The sequence below is a fragment of the Streptococcus sp. 10824 genome (genome assembly GCF_013276595.1).
Classification (GTDB): domain Bacteria; phylum Bacillota; class Bacilli; order Lactobacillales; family Streptococcaceae; genus Streptococcus; species Streptococcus pseudopneumoniae.
In genome coordinates this window covers 1-18,853 of the sequence record NZ_VMLH01000072.1, presented here as the reverse complement: position 1 = coordinate 18,853, position 18,853 = coordinate 1, and the positions used below count along the sequence as shown (strand labels likewise).

Genomic DNA, 18,853 nt, shown 5'->3' with positions numbered 1-18,853 from the left:
TAAAAGAAAATTAAAAAATCTAGAAAGAAAATATGAAAGATAGAATAAAAGAATATTTACAAGATAAGGGAAAGGTGACTGTTAATGATTTGGCTCAGGCTTTGGGAAAAGATAGTTCCAAGGATTTTCGTGAGTTGATTAAAACCTTGTCCCTAATGGAAAGAAAGCATCAGATACGCTTTGAAGAAGATGGTAGTCTGACATTAGAAATTAAGAAAAAACATGAGATTACCCTCAAGGGGATTTTTCATGCCCATAAAAATGGCTTTGGCTTTGTTAGTCTGGAAGGCGAGGAGGACGACCTTTTTGTAGGAAAAAACGATGTCAACTATGCTATTGATGGTGATACCGTTGAGGTAGTGATTAAGAAAGTCGCTGACCGCAATAAGGGAACAGCAGCAGAAGCAAAAATTATTGATATCTTAGAACACAGTTTGACAACTGTTGTAGGTCAAATCGTTCTGGATCAGGAAAAACCTAAGTATGCAGGCTATATCCGTTCGAAAAATCAGAAAATCAGCCAACCCATCTATGTTAAGAAACCAGCCCTTAAACTGGAGGGAACAGAAGTTCTCAAGGTCTTTATCGATAAATACCCAAGCAAGAAACATGATTTCTTTGTCGCGAGTGTTCTCGATGTGGTGGGACACTCAACAGATGTCGGAATTGATGTTCTTGAGGTCTTGGAATCAATGGACATTGTATCCGAGTTTCCAGAAGCTGTTGTCAAGGAAGCAGAAAGTGTGCCTGATGCTCCGTCTAAAAAGGATACGGAAGGTCGTCTGGATCTAAGAGATGAGATTATCTTTACCATCGATGGTGCTGACGCCAAGGACTTGGACGATGCGGTGCATATCAAGGCCTTGAAAAATGGAAATCTGGAGCTTGGTGTTCACATCGCAGATGTTTCCTACTATGTGACCGAGGGGTCTGCCCTTGATAAGGAAGCTCTTAACCGCGCAACTTCTGTCTATGTGACTGACCGTGTGGTTCCAATGCTTCCAGAACGACTATCAAATGGCATCTGTTCTCTCAATCCCCAAGTTGACCGTCTGACCCAGTCTGCTATTATGGAGATTGATAAACATGGTCGTGTAGTCAACTACACCATCACACAAACGGTTATCAAGACAAGCTATCGGATGACCTATAGCGATGTCAATGATATCCTAGCAAGCGACGAGGAAAAGAGACAAGAGTATCAGAAAATTGTTCCTAGTATCGAACTTATGGCCAAACTTCACGAAAGGCTAGAAAACATGCGTGTGAAACGTGGAGCCCTCAATTTCGATACCAATGAAGCCAAGATTTTAGTGGATAAACAAGGTAAGCCTGTTGATATCGTTCTTCGTCAGCGTGGTGTTGCCGAGCGGATGATTGAGTCTTTTATGTTGATGGCCAATGAAACAGTTGCCGAGCATTTCAGCAAGCTGGACCTACCTTTTATCTATCGAATTCACGAGGAGCCTAAGGCTGAAAAGGTTCAGAAGTTTATTGATTATGCTTCGAGTTTCGGTATTCGAATCTATGGGACTGCTAGTGAAATGAGTCAAGAGGCACTTCAAGATATTATGCGAGCAGTTGAGGGGGAACCTTATGCAGATGTATTGTCCATGATGCTTCTTCGCTCCATGCAGCAGGCTCGTTATTCGGAGTATAATCACGGGCATTATGGACTTGCGGCTGACTATTATACTCACTTTACTAGTCCGATTCGTCGTTATCCAGACCTTCTTGTTCACCGTATGATTCGTGATTACGGCCGTTCTAAGGAAATAGCAGAGCATTTTGAGCAAGTGATTCCAGAGATTGCGACCCAGTCTTCCAACCGTGAACGTCGTGCCATTGAGGCTGAGCGTGAAGTCGAAGCCATGAAAAAGGCTGAGTATATGGAAGAATACGTGGGCGAAGAGTACGATGCGGTTGTGTCCAGCATTGTCAAGTTTGGTCTCTTTGTTGAATTGCCAAACACAGTTGAAGGCTTGATTCACATCACAAATCTACCTGAATTTTATCATTTCAATGAGCGTGATTTGACTCTTCGTGGGGAGAAATCAGGAACAACTTTCCGTGTAGGTCAGCAAATCCGTATCCGAGTTGAAAGAGCCGACAAGATGACGGGTGAAATTGACTTCTCTTACATCCCAAGTGAGTTTGATGTGATTGAAAAAGGCTTAAAACAGTCTAATCGTAGTGACAGAGGGCGTGGTTCAAATCGTCGTTCAGATAAGAAGGAAGATAAGAGAAAATCAGGACGCTCAAATGATAAGCGCAAGCATTCACAAAAAGACAAGAAGAAAAAAGGAAAGAAACCTTTTTACAAGGAAGTAGCTAAGAAAGGAGCCAAGCATGGCAAAGGGCGAGGGAAAGGTCGTCGCACAAAATAAAAAGGCGCGCCACGACTATACAATCATAGATACGCTAGAGGCAGGGATGGTTCTGACTGGAACTGAAATCAAGAGTGTACGAGCTGCTCGAATCAATCTCAAGGATGGCTTTGCCCAAGTAAAAAATGGAGAGGTCTGGTTGAGCAATGTCCATATCGCTCCTTACGAAGAGGGCAATATCTGGAACCAAGAACCAGAACGTCGTCGTAAACTCCTGCTCCATAAAAAGCAAATCCAAAAGTTGGAACAAGAGACTAAAGGGACAGGAATGACCCTGGTTCCTCTTAAAGTCTATATCAAAGACGGTTATGCCAAGCTTCTTTTAGGTTTAGCTAAAGGGAAGCATGACTACGATAAGAGAGAGTCTATCAAACGTCGTGAGCAAAACCGCGACATCGCGCGCGTGATGAAAGCTGTTAATCAGCGATAAAAAGAGGAATTGAAAATGGAAAAATTAGTTGCCTATAAACGCATGCCTTTGTAGACTAAAGAAACCATGCCTGAAGCTGTTCAGCAAAAGCACAATACAAAAGTTGGGACTTGGGGAAAATTACTGTCTTGAAGGGAGCTCTCAAGTTTATTGAATTGACAGAAGAAGGGGAAGTTCTAGCTGAACACCTCTTTGAAGCAGGGGCAGATAATCCCATGGCACAACCACAAGTCTGGCACCGAGTGGAAGCTGCCACAGATGATGTGGAATGGTACTTGGAATTTTATTGTAAACCTGAGGATTATTTCCCTAAGAAATACAATACCAATCCTTTTCATTCAGAGGTTCTAGAGGCCATGCAGACAGTAAAACCAGGGAAAGCTTTGGATTTGGGTTGTGGTCAGGGGCGCAATTCTCTTTTTCTAGCCCAGCAAGGTTTTGATGTGACGGCTGTAGATCAAAATGACCTGACCCTTGAAATCTTGCAAAGTATTGTGGAGCAAGAAGATCTGGACATGACTGTTGGTCTTTACGATATCAATTCAGCTAGCATTGGGCAAGAATATGATTTTATCGTATCAACTGTTGTTCTCATGTTTCTACAAGCAGACTGCATTCCAGCTATTATTCAAAATATGCAGGATAAAACCAGTGTTGGTGGCTATAATCTTATCGTTTGTGCTATGGACACGGAGGATTATCCTTGCTCAGTGAACTTCCCATTCACCTTTAAAGAAGGGGAATTGGCAGACTATTACAAGGATTGGGAATTGGTTAAGTACAATGAAAATCCAGGCCATTTGCACCGTCGCGATGAAAATGGCAATCGTATTCAACTACGCTTTGCGACCATGCTAGCCAAGAAAATCAAATAAAAATGAATGAAGATTAGGAATTTTCCTGATCTTTTTTCTTTTTTACGAATAATATAGAAAAGGAGGGAAATCATGTTTGTTGCGAGAGATGCTAGGGGAAAATTGGTAAATGTGTTAGAGGATAAGCTTGAGAAGCAAGCATACACCTGCCCAGCTTGTGGAGGTCAGCTTCGTTTGCGTCAAGGACCAAGTGTACGGACCCATTTTGCCCATAAATCCTTAAAAGACTGTGATTATTCCTCTGAAAATGAAAGTTCAGAACATCTGGCCAATAAGGAATCACTTTATCACTGGTTGAAAAAAGATTCAGAGGTTCAATTAGAATACCTGCTTCCAGAACTTAAACAGATTGCGGATGTGTTTGTAAATGGCAATCTAGCTTTAGAGGTTCAATGTAGTCCCTTGCCACAAAAAGTTCTTAAAGAGCGCAGTGAGGGTTATCGTAGCCAGGGTTACCAAGTACTGTGGCTACTGGGAGAAAAACTTTGGCTCAAGGAGCGTTTGACTCGTCTGCAACAAGGTTTTCTCTATTTTAGTCAAAACATGGGCTTTTATGTTTGGGAAGTAGACAAGGGAAAGCAGATTTTAAGGCTTAAATATCTCATACACCAGGATCTTCGAGGTAAACTCCATTATCAAATCAAGGAATTTCCCTGTGGTCAAGGTAGTCTACTGGAGATATTACGTTTTCCCTATAAGAAACAAAAAATATCTCATTTTACAGTTTCTGAGGATAAGGACATCTGTTGTTATATCCGGCAACAACTGTACTATCAAAATCCCATTTGGATGAAAGAACAAGCAGAAGCCTATCAAAAGGGAGAAAATGTCCTGACTTATGGGCTGAAAGAATGGTATCCACAAATTCGACCACTAGTAGGTGATTTTTGCCAAATTGAGAAGGATTTGACCAGCTATTATCAGTATTTTCAAATCTATTACCAAGAAAATCCTCAAAATGATTGGCAAAAGCTTTATCCACCAGCCTTTTATCAGCAATATTTCTTGAAAAATATGGTAGAATAGAAAGGATGGAGGAATCTAATGGTATTACAAAGAAACGAAATAAATGAAAAAGATACATGGGATCTATCAACGATCTACCCAACTGACCAGGCTTGGGAAGAAGCCTTAAAAGATTTAACAGAACAGCTGGAGACAGTAGCCCAGTATGAAGGACATCTCTTGGATAGTGCGGATAGCCTACTCGAAATTACTGAATTTTCTCTTGAAATGGAACGCCAGATGGAGAAGCTTTACGTTTATGCTCATATGAAGAATGATCAGGATACACGTGAAGCTAAGTATCAAGAGTACTATGCCAAAGCAATGACACTCTATAGTCAGCTAGACCAAGCCTTTTCATTCTATGATCCTGAATTTATGGAAATTAGTGAAAAGCAGTATGCTGACTTTTTAGAGTCTCAACCAAAATTGCAGGTTTATCAACACTATTTTGACAAGCTTTTGCAAGGAAAGGATCATGTTCTTTCACAACGCGAAGAAGAATTATTAGCTGGAGCTGGAGAAATCTTTGGTTCAGCAAGCGAAACCTTCGCTATTTTGGACAATGCGGATATTGTGTTCCCTTATGTCCTCGACGATGATGGTAAGGAAGTTCAGCTATCTCATGGGACCTACACACGTTTGATGGAGTCTAAAAATCGTGAGATTCGCCGTGGGGCCTATCAAGCCCTTTATGCGACTTACGAACAATTCCAACACACCTATGCTAAAACCTTGCAAACCAATGTTAAGGTGCAAAACTATCGTGCTAAAGTTCGCAACTACAAGAGCGCTCGTCATGCAGCCCTAGCGGCTAATTTTGTTCCAGAAAATGTTTATGACAATTTGGTAGCAGCAGTTCGCAAGCATTTGCCACTCTTGCATCGTTACCTTGAACTTCGTTCAAAAATCTTGGGAATTTCAGATCTCAAGATGTACGATGTCTACACACCACTTTCATCTGTTGAATATAGTTTTACCTACCAAGAAGCCTTGAGAAAAGCAGAAGATGCCTTGGCAGTCTTGGGTGAGGATTACTTGAGCCGTGTTAAACGTGCCTTCAGCGAGCGTTGGATTGATGTTTACGAAAACCAAGGAAAGCGTTCAGGTGCCTATTCTGGTGGTTCTTACGATACCAATGCCTTTATGCTTCTTAACTGGCAGGACAATCTGGACAATCTCTTTACTCTTGTTCATGAAACAGGTCACAGTATGCATTCAAGCTATACTCGTGAAACGCAACCTTATGTTTACGGAGATTATTCGATCTTCTTGGCTGAGATTGCCTCAACGACCAATGAAAATATCTTGACGGAGAAATTATTGGAAGAAGTGGAAGACGATGCAACGCGCTTTGCTATTCTCAATAACTTCCTAGACGGTTTCCGTGGGACAGTTTTCCGCCAAACTCAATTTGCTGAGTTTGAACACGCGATTCACCAAGCGGATCAAAATGGTGAAGTCTTGACAAGCGATTTCTTAAATAAACTCTATGCTGACTTGAACCAAGAGTATTATGGTTTGAGTAAGGAAGACAATCCGGAAATCCAATACGAGTGGGCTCGGATTCCACACTTCTACTATAACTACTATGTATACCAATATTCAACAGGCTTTGCGGCGGCCTCAGCCTTGGCTGAAAAAATTGTCCATGGTAGTCAAGAAGACCGTGACCGCTATATCGACTACCTCAAGGCAGGTAAATCTGACTATCCACTTAATGTCATGAGAAAAGCTGGCGTTGATATGGAGAAGGAAGACTATCTCAACGATGCCTTTGCAGTCTTTGAACGTCGTTTGAATGAGTTTGAAGCCCTTGTTGAAAAATTGGGATTGGCGTAAGATGGTTGAATCGTATAGTAAAAATGCCAACCATAACATGCGTCGCCCTGTCGTCAAGGAAGAAATTGTAGACTTGATGCGTCAGCGTCAAAAGCAAGTCACAGGTTCCTTGAAAGAATTGGAAGACTTTGCCCGCAAGGAAAATATTCCCATTATTCCCCATGAAACGGTTGTTTATTTCAGGTTTCTCATGGAAACCATGCAACCTAAAAACATTCTGGAAATTGGGACGGCTATCGGTTTTTCAGCTCTCTTGATGGCAGAGCATGCGCCAAATGCTAAGATTACAACCATTGACCGTAATCCAGAAATGATTGGTTTTGCCAAGGAAAATTTTGCCCAGTTTGACAGTCGCAAGCAAATCACTCTCCTAGAGGGAGATGCGGTAGACGTCTTATCTACACTGACAGAGTCTTATGATTTCGTCTTTATGGATTCTGCCAAGTCTAAATACATCGTCTTTCTGCCAGAAATCCTCAAACATTTGGAAGTTGGAGGTGTGGTTGTCTTGGATGATATTTTTCAAGGTGGTGATGTTGCCAAGGACATTATGGAAGTTCGTCGTGGCCAGCGAACCATTTATCGAGGACTTCAAAGACTATTTGATGCAACCTTAGACAATCCAGGACTCACCGCAACATTAGTACCTCTGGGGGACGGCATTCTCATGCTTCGTAAAAATGTAGCAGATGTTCAATTGCCTGACAGCGAATGATTTTCAGAAAAATTTAAGAAAATATAGTAAAATAGATAGAGTAACACTTATCTCAAAGGAGTAGACATGAAGAAAAAACTATTGGCAGGTGCCATTACACTATTATCAGTAGCAACTTTAGCAGCTTGTTCGAAAGGTTCAGAAGGGGCAGACCTTATCAGCATGAAAGGGGATGTCATCACAGAACATCAATTTTATGAGCAAGTGAAAAGCAACCCTTCAGCCCAACAAGTCTTGTTAAATATGACCATCCAAAAAGTTTTTGAAAAACAATATGGCTCAGAGCTTGATGATAAAGAGGTTGATGATACTATTGCCGAAGAAGAAAAACAATATGGTGAAAACTACCAACGTGTCTTGTCACAAGCAGGTATGACTCTTGAAACACGTAAAGCTCAAATTCGTACAAGTAAATTAGTTGAGTTGGCAGTTAAGAAGGCAGCAGAAGCTGAATTGACAGATGATGCTTACAAGAAGGCCTTTGACGAATACACTCCAGATGTAACGGCTCAAATCATCCGTTTGGACAATGAAGACAAGGCCAAAGAAGTTCTCGAAAAAGCCAAGGCAGAAGGTGCTGATTTTGCTCAATTAGCCAAAGATAACTCAACTGATGAAAAAACAAAAGAAAATGGTGGAGAAATTACCTTTGATTCTGCTTCAACGGAAGTACCTGAGCAAGTCAAGAAAGCCGCTTTCGCTTTAGATGTAAACGGCGTTTCTGATGTGATTACAGCAACTGGCACACAAGCCTACAGTAGCCAATATTACATTGTAAAACTCATTAAGAAAACAGAAAAATCATCTAATATTGATGACTACAAAGAAAAATTAAAAACTGTTATCTTGACTCAAAAACAAAATGATTCAACATTTGTTCAAAGCATTATCGGAAAAGAATTGCAAGCAGTCAATATCAAGGTTAAGGACCAAGCCTTCCAAAATATCTTTACCCAATATATCGGTGGTGGAGATTCAAGCTCAAGCAGTAGTACATCAAACGAATAGTCCAAATCAATAAGTCAGGGAAAAAACTCGACTTCAGGAAAAAATGAAGTAAATCTTCCCACAATAAAACGCATAGTACAAGGTTTTCAATACCTGATATTATGCGTTTTTTGATTTTAAAGACTTTTTGACTAGCCCCATTTTTTAACTTAATACTCAGTGAAAAGCAAAGATTAAACTAGGAAGCTAGCTGTAGGCTGCTCAAAGAACAGCTTTGAGGTTGCAGATAAGTCTTATGAGGTCACCAACATATATAATGTGAAGCTGACGTGGTTTGAATAGATTTTAGAAGAGTATGAGTTGGAAGTTTTAATGGATAATGCAAGATTCCATAGAATGGGTAAGCTAGAGTTCTTATGTGAAGAGTTTGGGCATAAACTTTTACCTCTTCCTCCCTACTCATCTTATACTCAATGAAAATCAAAGAGCAAACTAGGAAACTAGTCGCAGGTTGTACTTGAGTACGGCAAGGCGACGTTGACGCGGTTTGAAGAGATTTTCGAAGAGTATTAGTATAGAAAAGTGAATCTGAACTAGTACATCACTGCTTCTAAAACATTCTTATAAATTGATTTAAATTCTCAAATCAATTTATTCAGTTCATATTTCATTTTGCTCTACAATTCTGTTGAGAAGACATGTGTTCATATCAAAAAGGTATTGGCAAGTTGCAATACCTTTTTACGAGTCTCTTTTGTCTTATTTTTGTTTCAACTGACTATATCTCCAGAAGACTAGGCTATAATTATGATTGATAAGAAGTATCATTCCAAGTATCAAGAGTGAATGTTTCAAAATCATGGGTTTCTAGAATGGTCAGGCTGGCATTTGCTAGACCACCATCTTTACGAAGAAGTGGTTCTTTATAACCTAGGAGAGTACGAAGACTGGCAGTAAGATTAGCACCGTGTCCGACAATTAGAATATACTCAGCTGGACTATCTTTGAGTGATTTGATAAATTGGATGGTCCGTTGAGTTGTACTATAGAGGGATTCAGCTCCAAACATTTGAGTGTCAAATTGAGCAAGATTAGATCGGAAAGCTTTGATTTGTTGTGGGTAAATAGCTTCCAAGGTTGCGATTTTCAAACCTTCTAACTTCCCCAGCTGCCATTCACGGAGATTAGGGACACTTTCTAAAGGACAGGGCGTCTTGAGTTGACTTTGGATAATTTCAGCAGATCTGACCGCTCTAGGTAAATCACTTGAATAAATCTGATCAAAAGGAATTTCCTTGAGATACTGGCCAAGTCGTTTTAGGGTGTCAATGGATTCAGGAAGAAGGGGAGAATCTCCACTAGCACCTTGAAAACGACCTTCTTGGTTCCAGAGGGTACGACCGTGGCGGACAAAGTAGAGTTTCATTACTTGCTGTCCTCCAAGATATCTACAAAGTCAGCTTTTACAAAATTAGCCAATTCTTGTGGAGCGACGATAATGCTGTGACCAACTTCGCCAGCAGAGACAATCATTTGATCCAAGTCTAGAGCAATTTTATCGATAAAAATGGGATAATTGTGTTTCTGACGAATTCCGACAGGATTATTAGCTCCATGAATGTAACCTGTTGTTTTTTCCAAGTCCTTTTGTGGAATCATGCTCACTTTTTTATTGCCAGAAATTTTGGCTAGTTTCTTTTCCGACAAGTGTTGGGTGATAGGGACAATTCCGATAATCGGTCCTGTCTTGTCTCCTAAAAGAGCCAAGGTTTTGAAAATCTGATCTCGTTTATAACCTTGCGGCAGTTCTCCTTCCAGGGCATTGATTTGAATCCCCTGATGTGGGATACCTGCTTTAGACAGGATTTGTTCTACTAATGTTTTTTTGACTTTAACTTTTTTTGCCATTATTTATACTTATCCTCCAATTGGCTCATCCAAATACCAAGCCAAATTCCCAACGCAAAGAAGAAGGCGATGATGACATACCCAACAAGAGAAAGATCTGTGTATTGGATACTTTCAGCGTTTCCTGCATTTGGAATCAAGATCAAAAGGGTGCTTGATAGGACGATTCCGATGATGAAATGATAGACGCGTGAGTGGTAGTTGTTTAAGGCATAATCCATCAATTTTGAAAAAACGATGAGAGTTGCACCTGCCCCGATTCCAATCGGGAAGAAGGTTCCCAAGAGGTCAAAGGTTTTAAAACCAGTCAACATGGGAGCATAGAGACCCAAAATCAAAAGTAGATTTGATGGACTGAGGCCAGGAACCAATACGCCAAGAGCCAGCAGTGCACCTGCTAGGACGAAATTAAGAAAGCTAGCACTTAAGGTTCCAACGACAAAATTTAAGGCATAGAGTCCTAGTCCAGAAATGATAAAGGTTGTCCAGAACCAAGCTAAATCAATCTTGTCTCGATCAGATTCTCGAGTTGATTCCTTGAGGAGGCTAGGAACTGTACCAATGATGGCACCCGCAAAGCTCCATAAGACAAAGACCTGATAATTTTCAAGCAGGTATTCAATTGGGTAGGAAAATAAGCCGATTCCCAGAAGCATACCGATGGCAACTGGAATAAAGTACAAAACATTTTCTTTAAAGTCTTTAAAAGGATGGGCCAGAAAGCCAATCATTCGTTCGTAAATGCCTAAGATTGCTGCTAGAACCCCTCCGGAAATTCCCGGTAAGATAAATCCAAGAGCAATCACAATCCCTTTAATAAGGCGCGCTAACCATGAGAGCATATAGTTCCTCCAACTATTTCTATTTCAAAAAATCCTTACTATATTGTATCACAATCAAACACAAAAAGAAAAAGCAAATGCTAAACAAATGCTTTTAAGGTTTTAAAAAGAGTTTTCTAAAGGTTTCTTCTTTGTTTTTTTAAGGGAGAGATGACGTTGATATCCAAATTGTGGTCAAAGCCGGCAATTTTCCCTTTAGATGTGTATTGGTGAATATCATAATCTAAATCAGTTTTAGGACTGCTCTCCAAAAATCCTGAGTCTGAGCCGTAGGACGGAATCCAAACAGAGGTAAACTTGCCTGTATCAATACTGTGTTCTTCCATGAAGTAGACACCAACGTAGATTCCGATGTTTTTAGCACCTAGTGATGCCAGTTTTGCTCGAAAGGCTTCAACACCCTCGTTCATATTGGACATGGTTTTGTCTTCTACGTCTAGCCAATAGTAACTAGGGCTGTAAGGAGAGGCAGCATTGTAGAAAACTTCAGCGGCTTTTTCCATTTCTTGGACACTTTTTCCAGCTACATAAGCGTAGACCCCAACTGGGATATTCCGTTTTTGAAGTTCAGTGATATGACTCTTATAGGCCTTGTCTATTCCATTGATAAAGGAAGCATCACTTTCTTTTGTCGTTTGAGCACCACTGTGAACACGAACAATAGCGCCTGAAATATTTTGTGCGAGGGCATCGTAGTTGATTTCCTCAGGACGCTGCCAGCCAGAGAGGTCAATAATCGGTTTGTCTAAGTGTTTCAAAGCCTGTGCTTCAATCTGCGCTATGTTGGATTTTGTTTTAAAGGATTGGTTGTCATTAAGTGGCCGATTGATGATTAAAATGAAAATTATAATCCCAAAAAAACTAAATAAAATAAGTGGATGAATTTGTTTTCTCATATCTCATAATTTTACCCTAAAAATGAAAAAAAATCAAAAAAAATGGGTTAAGGAAAGGACTTTGGAGCATTTTTTCATTCAAGGGCGCGGAATGATTTGAAATATGGTATAATAAAAGGGAATTTCTAGAGAAAAGAGAAGATTATGTCAAATTTTGCCATTATTTTAGCAGCGGGTAAAGGGACTCGCATGAAATCTGATTTGCCAAAAGTTTTGCACAAGGTTGCGGGTATTTCCATGCTGGAACATGTTTTCCGTAGTGTGGGAGCTATCCAACCTGAAAAGACAGTAACAGTTGTCGGACACAAGGCGGAATTGGTTGAAGAGGTCTTGGCTGGACAGACAGAATTTGTGACTCAATCTGAACAGTTGGGTACTGGCCATGCAGTTATGATGACAGAGCCTATCTTAGAAGGTTTGTCGGGTCATACCTTGGTCATCGCAGGAGATACTCCTTTAATCACTGGTGAAAGCTTGAAAAACTTGATTGATTTCCACATCAATCATAAAAATGTGGCCACTATCTTGACTGCTGAAACGGAAAATCCTTTTGGCTATGGACGAATTGTACGTAATGACAATGCTGAGGTTCTTCGCATTGTTGAGCAGAAGGATGCTACAGATTTTGAAAAGCAAATCAAGGAAATCAATACTGGAACCTATGTTTTTGACAACGAGCGTTTGTTTGAAGCTTTGAAAAATATCAATACCAATAATGCTCAAGGAGAATACTATATTACAGACGTCATCGGTATTTTCCGTGAAGCTGGTGAAAAAGTTGGTGCCTATACTTTGAAAGATTTTGATGAAAGTCTTGGGGTAAATGACCGTGTGGCTCTTGCGACTGCTGAGTCGGTTATGCGTCGCCGCATCAATCACAAACACATGGTCAACGGTGTTAGCTTTGTCAATCCAGAAGTAACTTATATTGATATTGATGTTGAGATTGCTCCTGAAGTTCAAATCGAAGCCAATGTTACCTTGAAGGGGCAAACGAAAATTGGTGCTGAGACTGTTTTGACAAACGGTACTTATGTAGTGGACAGCACTGTCGGAGCAGGAGCGATCATTACCAATTCTATGATTGAGGAAAGTAGTGTTGCAGACGGTGTGACAGTCGGGCCTTATGCCCACATTCGTCCAGGTTCAAGTCTGGGTGCCCAAGCACATATTGGAAACTTTGTTGAGGTGAAAGGTTCTTCTATCGGCGAGAATACTAAGGCTGGTCATTTGACTTATATCGGAAACTGTGAAGTGGGTAGCCATGTTAATTTTGGTGCAGGAACCATTACAGTCAACTACGATGGTAAAAACAAATACAAGACAGTCATCGGTAACAATGTCTTTGTTGGTTCAAATTCAACCATTATTGCGCCAGTAGAACTTGGTGACAATTCCCTCGTTGGTGCTGGTTCAACTATTACCAAAGACGTGCCAGCAGATGCGATTGCCATTGGACGCGGTCGTCAGGTTAACAAAGACGAATATGCAACTCGCCTTCCTCATCATCCTAAGAATCAGTAGGAGTCTGTCATGGAATTTGAAGAAAAAACGCTTAGCCGAAAAGAAATCTATCAAGGACCAATATTTAAACTGGTCCAAGATCAGGTTGAATTACCAGAAGGCAAGGGAACTGCCCAACGAGATTTGATTTTCCACAATGGAGCTGTCTGTGTTTTAGCAGTAACGGATGAGCAAAAACTCATCTTGGTCAAGCAGTACCGCAAGGCCATCGAGGCTGTCTCTTACGAAATTCCAGCTGGAAAATTAGAAGTAGGAGAAAATACAGACCCTGTAGCAGCTGCTCTTCGTGAATTAGAGGAAGAAACAGCCTATACAGGGAAATTAGAACTCTTATATGATTTTTACTCAGCCATTGGCTTTTGTAATGAAAAGTTAAAACTATACCTAGCCAGTGATTTGACAAAAGTGGAAAATCCGCGTCCGCAGGATGAGGATGAGACCTTGGAAGTCCTTGAAGTGAGCTTAGAGGAAGCCAAGGAACTGATCCAATCAGGTCATATCTGTGATGCCAAGACAATTATGGCTGTACAATATTGGGAATTGCACAAAAAATAGAGGAGGTCAGTATGGGTAAACCTTTATTAACGGATGAAATGATTGAAAGAGCTAATAGAGGCGAAAAAATTTCAGGTCCTCCTTTGCTAGATGATAATGAGGAGACTAAGATTTTACCAACCTCTTCTTCCCGTTTTGGTTATGCCAATCCTAAGGGACATGGCTTTAGTCAGGAAACCTTGAAGATTCAGGTTGAACCATCTATTCATAAAAGTCGTCGCATTGAAAATACCAAGAGAAATGTCTTCAATTCTAAGTTGAATAAGATTTTATTTGCAGTCATCTTTCTCTTGATTTTGCTTGTCTTAGCAATGAAACTGTTGTAATAGAAAAGGAATTGAAATGAAAATAGGAATTATTGCGGCTATGCCAGAAGAACTGGCGTATCTGGTCCAGCATTTAGACAATGCCCAGGAGCAAGTTGTTTTAGGGAATACCTATCACACAGGAACCATTGCCTCGCATGAAGTCGTTCTTGTAGAAAGTGGAATTGGTAAGGTCATGTCTGCTATGAGTGTGGCGATTTTGGCTGATCATTTTCAAGTGGATGCTCTTATTAATACGGGCTCAGCTGGGGCAGTAGCAGAAGGTATCGCTGTTGGGGATGTCGTGATTGCTGACAAATTAGCCTATCATGATGTGGATGTCACAGCTTTTGGTTATGCTTATGGACAAATGGCGCAACAACCGCTTTATTTCGAATCAGATAAAACCTTTGTTGCCAAAATCCAAGAGAGTTTATCTCAATTGGATCAAAACTGGCATCTTGGTTTGATTGCTACAGGAGATAGTTTTGTCGCAGGAAATGACAAGATAGAAGCGATCAAGTCCCATTTCCCAGATGTTTTAGCTGTTGAGATGGAAGGGGCAGCTATTGCTCAGGCATCGCATGCCCTTAATCTTCCAGTCTTAGTCATCCGAGCTATGAGTGACAATGCCAACCATGAAGCAAACATCTCTTTTGATGAGTTTATTATCGAAGCTGGACGTCGCTCTGCCCAAGTCTTATTAGCCTTTTTGAAGGCTTTAGATTAAGCGAAAATTTGACAGTTTTTCTAGCTTATGATAAGATTTAAGTAAAGAAAAGCTAGAAAACGTTTCAGAGGATATTATGAGTATTGAAATGACCGTCAGTGAGATTGCAGAGGTCTTAGGATTATCTCGCCAAGCAATCAATAACCGTGTCAAAGAATTACCAGAAGAAGACACAGATAAAAATGACAAAGGGGTAACAGTCGTTACCAGAAGTGGCTTGATTAAGCTAGAAGAAATCTATAAAAAAACGATTTTTGAAGATGAGCCTGTCAGTGAAGATGTCAAGCAGCGTGAACTGATGGAGATTCTGGTTGATGAGAAGAATGCAGAAATTCTTCGTCTCTATGAACAATTAAAAGCCAAGGATCGTCAGTTATCAGAAAAAGACGAGCAGATGCGCATCAAAGACCGTCAGATTGCTGAGAAAGATAAACAACTTGATCAGCAGCAACAATTGACCCTTCAAGCCATGAAGGATCAAGAAAATCTTAAGCTAGAGCTGGACCAAGCAAAAGAAGAAGTCCAATCCACTAAGAAAGGCTTTTTTGCTCGTTTATTTGGAGGATAATCAAGGAGCTGTTTAGGTTAAATGCTAACCTGATGGCTTCTTTTATTTCTAATCTAAATAGTATAGTTGCTCAAGTAAAATAACAGTATAGGAGAGGTAGAAAATGGAACGATTAGAAGATTACATTGCTTTCGATTTAGAATTTAATCAGCATGAAGGACAAACACACTTGATTCAAGTATCGGCAGTGCGTTTTAGAGATGGTCAGGAAATCGATGCCTATGATTCCTATGTTCATACCAGTGTGCCTCTAAAAAGTTTTATAAATGGTTTGACTGGGATTACAGCCGAGACCTTAAAAGATGCTCCTCCAGTGGAGGAAGTCATAAAAGAATTCCAAGAGTTTGTGGGTTCTTTACCCATGGTAGGCTACAATGCTGCTAAAAGTGATCTACCTATTTTAGCGGATCATGGTTTAGACTACAGCCAGCAGTATAAGGTGGATTTGTATGATGAAGCTTTTGAACGTCGTAGTTCAGATTTACATGGCATTGCCAATCTCAAATTGCAAACTGTTGCCTCATTTCTTGGATTTCAAGGTCAGTCTCATAATAGCTTAGAGGATGCTCGGATGACGGCGCGTGTTTACGAGTCCTTCTTAGAGTCAGATCAAGCTAGAGAATTGTTAGAGACAGAAAGTAGCCTATCAAACAATCCTTTTGGTGGCTTGGACTTGTCTCAATTATTTGACTAGGAGTGCCTATGAAACCTGAAAAACCTAAAAAATTGGGTCTTAAACAGATTTACCTCAATCTTGATAAAATCCTCTTTCTATTTTTCTTGATTTTTATGATAGTGGAGTATTTGTGGGTACCATTCAATTCATGGTTGGCTAGCTTCTTATTAGATCAGACAGGTTATCTTTTTATTTCCTATAACAATGTCTTAGCCATCCTTACTCATTCTCCATTGATTAGTCTAGCTTTTTTAGCCTTGATTGTAATTAACCTTCTGGTTGCTTATTTTCAAATAGGACTCCTCTTTATTGGTGCTCGTCATCTCCTCTATCATGAAAAGCGAAGGCTAATTGAGTATATCCGCAAGGTTTTCCATGAAAGTTTTGGATTTATGAAAAAGCTAACTTGCGCTAAAGCCTTGTTTATCTTTTTCTATATAGCTATGCTTTTTCCTTTTATACGGAAAATGCTGAAGATTTATTATCTTAATAAAATCGTCATTCCAGAGTTTATCCAAGCTTATTTAGAAGATAAATATTGGATGTGGTGGTTGAGCATCCTACTTCTATCTCTTATCTTTCTCTATGTCTCTGTCAGATTGATGTTTGCCCTTCCGAAGATTGTATATGATCAGCTGACTGTTCGAGAATCAGTGATGTTTAGCTTGGAGAAAACCAAGAAGAGAGTTACTTTTTATGCTTGGAATTTATTTTACATCTTGCTCAAAGCACATTTATTATTTTATCTTCCTTTGATTCCTTTATTATTGGCTCAAACTTTGGTAGATGATATCACTCAGAGAGAGTCTCTGATTCTTGGTATTTTGAATTTTGTCATGATTAAAAATCTCTATTATATGGCTCTGACTTATTTTTTGGTTAAATTTGTTTCATTTTTGACAGGAAAGGAGCTGGATATGCTTCCTAGGAGAGAAAAAGATCACATCGTGCGATGGGGTGTCATGACTTGTGCCAGTCTTTTCTTTGCCTTAGAAGGTTATATTTATCTGGAGGCTCCCATGGTTCATCTACCTCAACTTATTTCTCACCGAGGGGTTTCCAATGCAAATGGGATTCAAAATACAGTAGAGTCCTTGGAAACTACAGCACAACTCAAACCAGACTTGGTGGAGACGGACGTGCAGGAAACAAAAGATGGGCAGTTTGTCATGATGCATGATGCTAACTTGAAAAATCTAGCAGGTATCAATAAAAGTCCTCAAGACTTAAACTTGGAGGAGCTTAAAGGGATTGATATTTTTGAAAATGGCTACCAGACTAAAATTTCAAGCTTTGAAGATTATCTCAGTCGAGCCAACGAACTTGGTCAAAAATTACTAATTGAAATTAAAACCAGTAAAAAAGATAGTCCAGACATGATGAACCACTTTTTAGCCCGTTATGCTGCAAAGCTCAAGATTTATGGACATCAAATCCAGTCTTTAGACTACCATGTTGTCGAAAAAGTAAGACAGTATGATGCCGAACTGCCAGTTTATTTCATCATGCCCTACAATTCTGTCTTTCCTAAAACAAGAGCGACAGGATATACTATGGAGTACTCAACCTTGGATGAATATTTTGTAAGCAAACTATGGACAACGGATCAGAAACTTTATGTCTGGACTGTCAATGATTCAGAAGCTATCAGCAAATCTCTTCACTTAGGAGTAGATGGAGTGATTACAGATGATTTGGAAAAAGTTCAGCGGGAAATAGAAGTAGCCCAAGAAGATCCAGAATATACGGATTTGCTCTTGAAAAAAGCATTGGAATTCTTTGAATTTTAGTAATAAAAAAGAGGAACGGTTGTTCCTCCCATGATAGGTAAGTATTCTGGCTCTTTGTCAACTGTAGTGGGTTGAAGTCAGCTAAGCTCGAGAAAGGACAAATTTCGTCCTTTCTTTTTTGATGTTCAGAGCGATAAAAATCCGTTTTTTGAAGTTTTCAAAGTTCCGAAATCCAAAGGCATTTCGTTTGATAAGCTTAATGAGATTATTAGTGGCTTCCAATTTTGCGTTAGAATAGTGTAGTTGAAGGGCATTGACAATCTTTTCTTTATCCTTTAGAAAGGTTTTAAAGACAGTCTGAAAAAGAGGATGAACCTGCTTTAGATTGTCCTCAATAAGTTCGAAAAATTTGTCTGGCTCCTTGTTCTGGAAGTGAAAAAGTAAGAGCTGATAGAGATTGTAGTGGTGTTTCAAGTCTTCTGAATAGCTCAAAAGCTTGTTAAGAATCTCTTTATTGGTTAAGTGCATACGAAAAGTAGGGCGATAAAAACGTTTATCGCTGAGTTTACGACTATCCTGTTGAATGAGTTTCCAGTAGCGTTTAATAGCCTTGTATTCATGGGATTTTCGTTCAAACTGATTCATAATTTGGACACGGACACGACTCATAGCACGGCTAAGATGTTGCACAATGTGAAAGCGATCCAGAACGATTTTAGCGTTTGGAAAAAGTCGCCTAGCTAAGTCATAATAAGGACTAAACATATCCATAGTAATAATTTTCACTCGACATCGGACGACCCTATCATATTTAAGAAAGTGATCTCGAATGACGGCTTGTGTTCTACCCTCAAGAACAGTGATGATATTGAGCTTATCAAAGTCCTGAGCAATGAAACTCATCTCCATCTCCCGAT

General features: G+C 39.9%; 17 protein-coding genes and 3 pseudogenes. 15 read left to right on the top strand and 5 right to left on the bottom strand.

What is annotated here, in order from left to right; all coding sequences use genetic code 11:
- Nucleotides 1–32 precede the first annotated feature (32 nt).
- From rnr to HT701_RS06775, 8 genes and pseudogenes are all read left to right on the top strand, one after another.
- Nucleotides 33–2,387, top strand: a complete 2,355-nt coding sequence (gene rnr, locus HT701_RS06810; RefSeq protein WP_023937384.1) for a ribonuclease R — start codon at nucleotides 33–35, stop codon at nucleotides 2,385–2,387.
- A complete protein-coding gene (gene smpB, locus HT701_RS06805; RefSeq protein ID WP_001051744.1) occupies nucleotides 2,350–2,817 on the top strand; it encodes an SsrA-binding protein SmpB in 468 nt (155 codons plus the stop codon). Before rnr ends, smpB begins: the two co-directional genes overlap by 38 nt.
- A 66-nt stretch (nucleotides 2,818–2,883) precedes the next feature.
- A pseudogene (tehB, locus tag HT701_RS06800) lies at nucleotides 2,884–3,692 on the top strand (SAM-dependent methyltransferase TehB).
- A gap of 72 nt (nucleotides 3,693–3,764) precedes the next feature.
- Nucleotides 3,765–4,718, top strand: a complete 954-nt coding sequence (locus tag HT701_RS06795; protein ID WP_000495916.1) for a competence protein CoiA family protein — start codon at nucleotides 3,765–3,767, stop codon at nucleotides 4,716–4,718.
- Between the two features lie 18 nt (nucleotides 4,719–4,736).
- Nucleotides 4,737–6,539: an oligoendopeptidase F gene (gene pepF / locus HT701_RS06790; RefSeq protein ID WP_000244148.1), complete on the top strand. Its 1,803-nt coding sequence runs from the start codon at nucleotides 4,737–4,739 to the stop codon at nucleotides 6,537–6,539.
- A gap of 1 nt (nucleotide 6,540) precedes the next feature.
- Nucleotides 6,541–7,254 (top strand): O-methyltransferase, encoded by a 714-nt coding sequence (locus tag HT701_RS06785; RefSeq protein ID WP_007285038.1) that lies wholly within the window; start codon nucleotides 6,541–6,543, stop codon nucleotides 7,252–7,254.
- Between the two features lie 66 nt (nucleotides 7,255–7,320).
- Complete coding sequence (prsA, locus tag HT701_RS06780) at nucleotides 7,321–8,262, top strand: peptidylprolyl isomerase PrsA (protein WP_000727950.1); 942 nt, start codon at nucleotides 7,321–7,323, stop codon at nucleotides 8,260–8,262.
- Between the two features lie 306 nt (nucleotides 8,263–8,568).
- Nucleotides 8,569–8,664: pseudogene (locus HT701_RS06775) on the top strand (IS630 family transposase); the annotation flags it as partial.
- 343 nt (nucleotides 8,665–9,007) lie between these two features.
- Here the strand turns inward: HT701_RS06775 and HT701_RS06770 are convergent.
- The 4 genes and pseudogenes from HT701_RS06770 to HT701_RS06755 form a co-directional block, all read right to left on the bottom strand.
- Nucleotides 9,008–9,628: a histidine phosphatase family protein gene (locus tag HT701_RS06770; RefSeq protein ID WP_172931350.1), complete on the bottom strand. Its 621-nt coding sequence runs from the start codon at nucleotides 9,626–9,628 to the stop codon at nucleotides 9,008–9,010.
- A complete protein-coding gene (locus HT701_RS06765; protein ID WP_172931349.1) occupies nucleotides 9,628–10,110 on the bottom strand; it encodes an aminoacyl-tRNA deacylase in 483 nt (160 codons plus the stop codon). Before HT701_RS06765 ends, HT701_RS06770 begins: the two co-directional genes overlap by 1 nt.
- Complete coding sequence (locus tag HT701_RS06760) at nucleotides 10,110–10,952, bottom strand: DUF368 domain-containing protein (protein ID WP_172931348.1); 843 nt, start codon at nucleotides 10,950–10,952, stop codon at nucleotides 10,110–10,112. Before HT701_RS06760 ends, HT701_RS06765 begins: the two co-directional genes overlap by 1 nt.
- Before the next feature lie 94 nt (nucleotides 10,953–11,046).
- Nucleotides 11,047–11,848 (bottom strand): annotated as a pseudogene (locus tag HT701_RS06755) (glycoside hydrolase family 25 protein).
- Nucleotides 11,849–11,992: 144 nt separating this feature from the next.
- Here HT701_RS06755 and glmU point away from each other — a divergent pair.
- The 7 genes from glmU (at nucleotide 11,993) to HT701_RS06720 (ending at nucleotide 17,996) form a co-directional block, all read left to right on the top strand.
- Nucleotides 11,993–13,372, top strand: coding sequence for a bifunctional UDP-N-acetylglucosamine diphosphorylase/glucosamine-1-phosphate N-acetyltransferase GlmU (glmU, locus tag HT701_RS06750; protein WP_172931347.1), 1,380 nt, complete (start codon nucleotides 11,993–11,995; stop codon nucleotides 13,370–13,372).
- A gap of 9 nt (nucleotides 13,373–13,381) precedes the next feature.
- Nucleotides 13,382–13,927 (top strand): NUDIX hydrolase, encoded by a 546-nt coding sequence (locus HT701_RS06745; RefSeq protein ID WP_000393816.1) that lies wholly within the window; start codon nucleotides 13,382–13,384, stop codon nucleotides 13,925–13,927.
- 11 nt (nucleotides 13,928–13,938) lie between these two features.
- Nucleotides 13,939–14,253 carry a cell wall synthase accessory phosphoprotein MacP gene (gene macP, locus HT701_RS06740; protein WP_000517867.1) on the top strand — a complete coding sequence of 105 codons (315 nt, stop codon included), beginning with the start codon at nucleotides 13,939–13,941 and terminating at the stop codon, nucleotides 14,251–14,253.
- 16 nt (nucleotides 14,254–14,269) lie between these two features.
- A complete protein-coding gene (locus HT701_RS06735; RefSeq protein ID WP_172931346.1) occupies nucleotides 14,270–14,962 on the top strand; it encodes a 5'-methylthioadenosine/adenosylhomocysteine nucleosidase in 693 nt (230 codons plus the stop codon).
- A 76-nt stretch (nucleotides 14,963–15,038) separates the two neighbouring features.
- Nucleotides 15,039–15,530 (top strand): chromosome segregation protein RocS, encoded by a 492-nt coding sequence (gene rocS, locus HT701_RS06730; RefSeq protein WP_000021242.1) that lies wholly within the window; start codon nucleotides 15,039–15,041, stop codon nucleotides 15,528–15,530.
- Nucleotides 15,531–15,633: 103 nt separating this feature from the next.
- Nucleotides 15,634–16,224, top strand: coding sequence for a 3'-5' exonuclease (locus tag HT701_RS06725; protein ID WP_172931345.1), 591 nt, complete (start codon nucleotides 15,634–15,636; stop codon nucleotides 16,222–16,224).
- 8 nt (nucleotides 16,225–16,232) lie between these two features.
- Nucleotides 16,233–17,996: a glycerophosphodiester phosphodiesterase gene (locus HT701_RS06720; RefSeq protein WP_023941518.1), complete on the top strand. Its 1,764-nt coding sequence runs from the start codon at nucleotides 16,233–16,235 to the stop codon at nucleotides 17,994–17,996.
- 81 nt (nucleotides 17,997–18,077) lie between these two features.
- Here the strand turns inward: HT701_RS06720 and HT701_RS06715 are convergent.
- Nucleotides 18,078–18,853 (bottom strand): ISL3 family transposase (locus HT701_RS06715; RefSeq protein WP_172931344.1); only part of this gene is annotated, 776 nt, incomplete at its 5' end.

What these genes read in the sequence shown, in the direction of transcription:
- rocS (WP_000021242.1), top strand. Translation starts at nt 15,039, where the DNA reads ATGAGTATTGAAATGACCGTCAGTGAGATTGCAGAGGTCTTAGGATTA.
- smpB (WP_001051744.1), top strand. Translation starts at nt 2,350, where the DNA reads ATGGCAAAGGGCGAGGGAAAGGTCGTCGCACAAAATAAAAAGGCGCGC.
- HT701_RS06720 (WP_023941518.1), top strand. Translation starts at nt 16,233, where the DNA reads ATGAAACCTGAAAAACCTAAAAAATTGGGTCTTAAACAGATTTACCTC.
- pepF (WP_000244148.1), top strand. Translation starts at nt 4,737, where the DNA reads ATGGTATTACAAAGAAACGAAATAAATGAAAAAGATACATGGGATCTA.
- HT701_RS06785 (WP_007285038.1), top strand. Translation starts at nt 6,541, where the DNA reads ATGGTTGAATCGTATAGTAAAAATGCCAACCATAACATGCGTCGCCCT.
- HT701_RS06725 (WP_172931345.1), top strand. Translation starts at nt 15,634, where the DNA reads ATGGAACGATTAGAAGATTACATTGCTTTCGATTTAGAATTTAATCAG.
- glmU (WP_172931347.1), top strand. Translation starts at nt 11,993, where the DNA reads ATGTCAAATTTTGCCATTATTTTAGCAGCGGGTAAAGGGACTCGCATG.
- HT701_RS06770 (WP_172931350.1), bottom strand. Translation starts at nt 9,628, where the DNA reads ATGAAACTCTACTTTGTCCGCCACGGTCGTACCCTCTGGAACCAAGAA.
- rnr (WP_023937384.1), top strand. Translation starts at nt 33, where the DNA reads ATGAAAGATAGAATAAAAGAATATTTACAAGATAAGGGAAAGGTGACT.
- HT701_RS06760 (WP_172931348.1), bottom strand. Translation starts at nt 10,952, where the DNA reads ATGCTCTCATGGTTAGCGCGCCTTATTAAAGGGATTGTGATTGCTCTT.
- HT701_RS06735 (WP_172931346.1), top strand. Translation starts at nt 14,270, where the DNA reads ATGAAAATAGGAATTATTGCGGCTATGCCAGAAGAACTGGCGTATCTG.
- HT701_RS06795 (WP_000495916.1), top strand. Translation starts at nt 3,765, where the DNA reads ATGTTTGTTGCGAGAGATGCTAGGGGAAAATTGGTAAATGTGTTAGAG.
- macP (WP_000517867.1), top strand. Translation starts at nt 13,939, where the DNA reads ATGGGTAAACCTTTATTAACGGATGAAATGATTGAAAGAGCTAATAGA.
- prsA (WP_000727950.1), top strand. Translation starts at nt 7,321, where the DNA reads ATGAAGAAAAAACTATTGGCAGGTGCCATTACACTATTATCAGTAGCA.
- HT701_RS06765 (WP_172931349.1), bottom strand. Translation starts at nt 10,110, where the DNA reads ATGGCAAAAAAAGTTAAAGTCAAAAAAACATTAGTAGAACAAATCCTG.
- HT701_RS06745 (WP_000393816.1), top strand. Translation starts at nt 13,382, where the DNA reads ATGGAATTTGAAGAAAAAACGCTTAGCCGAAAAGAAATCTATCAAGGA.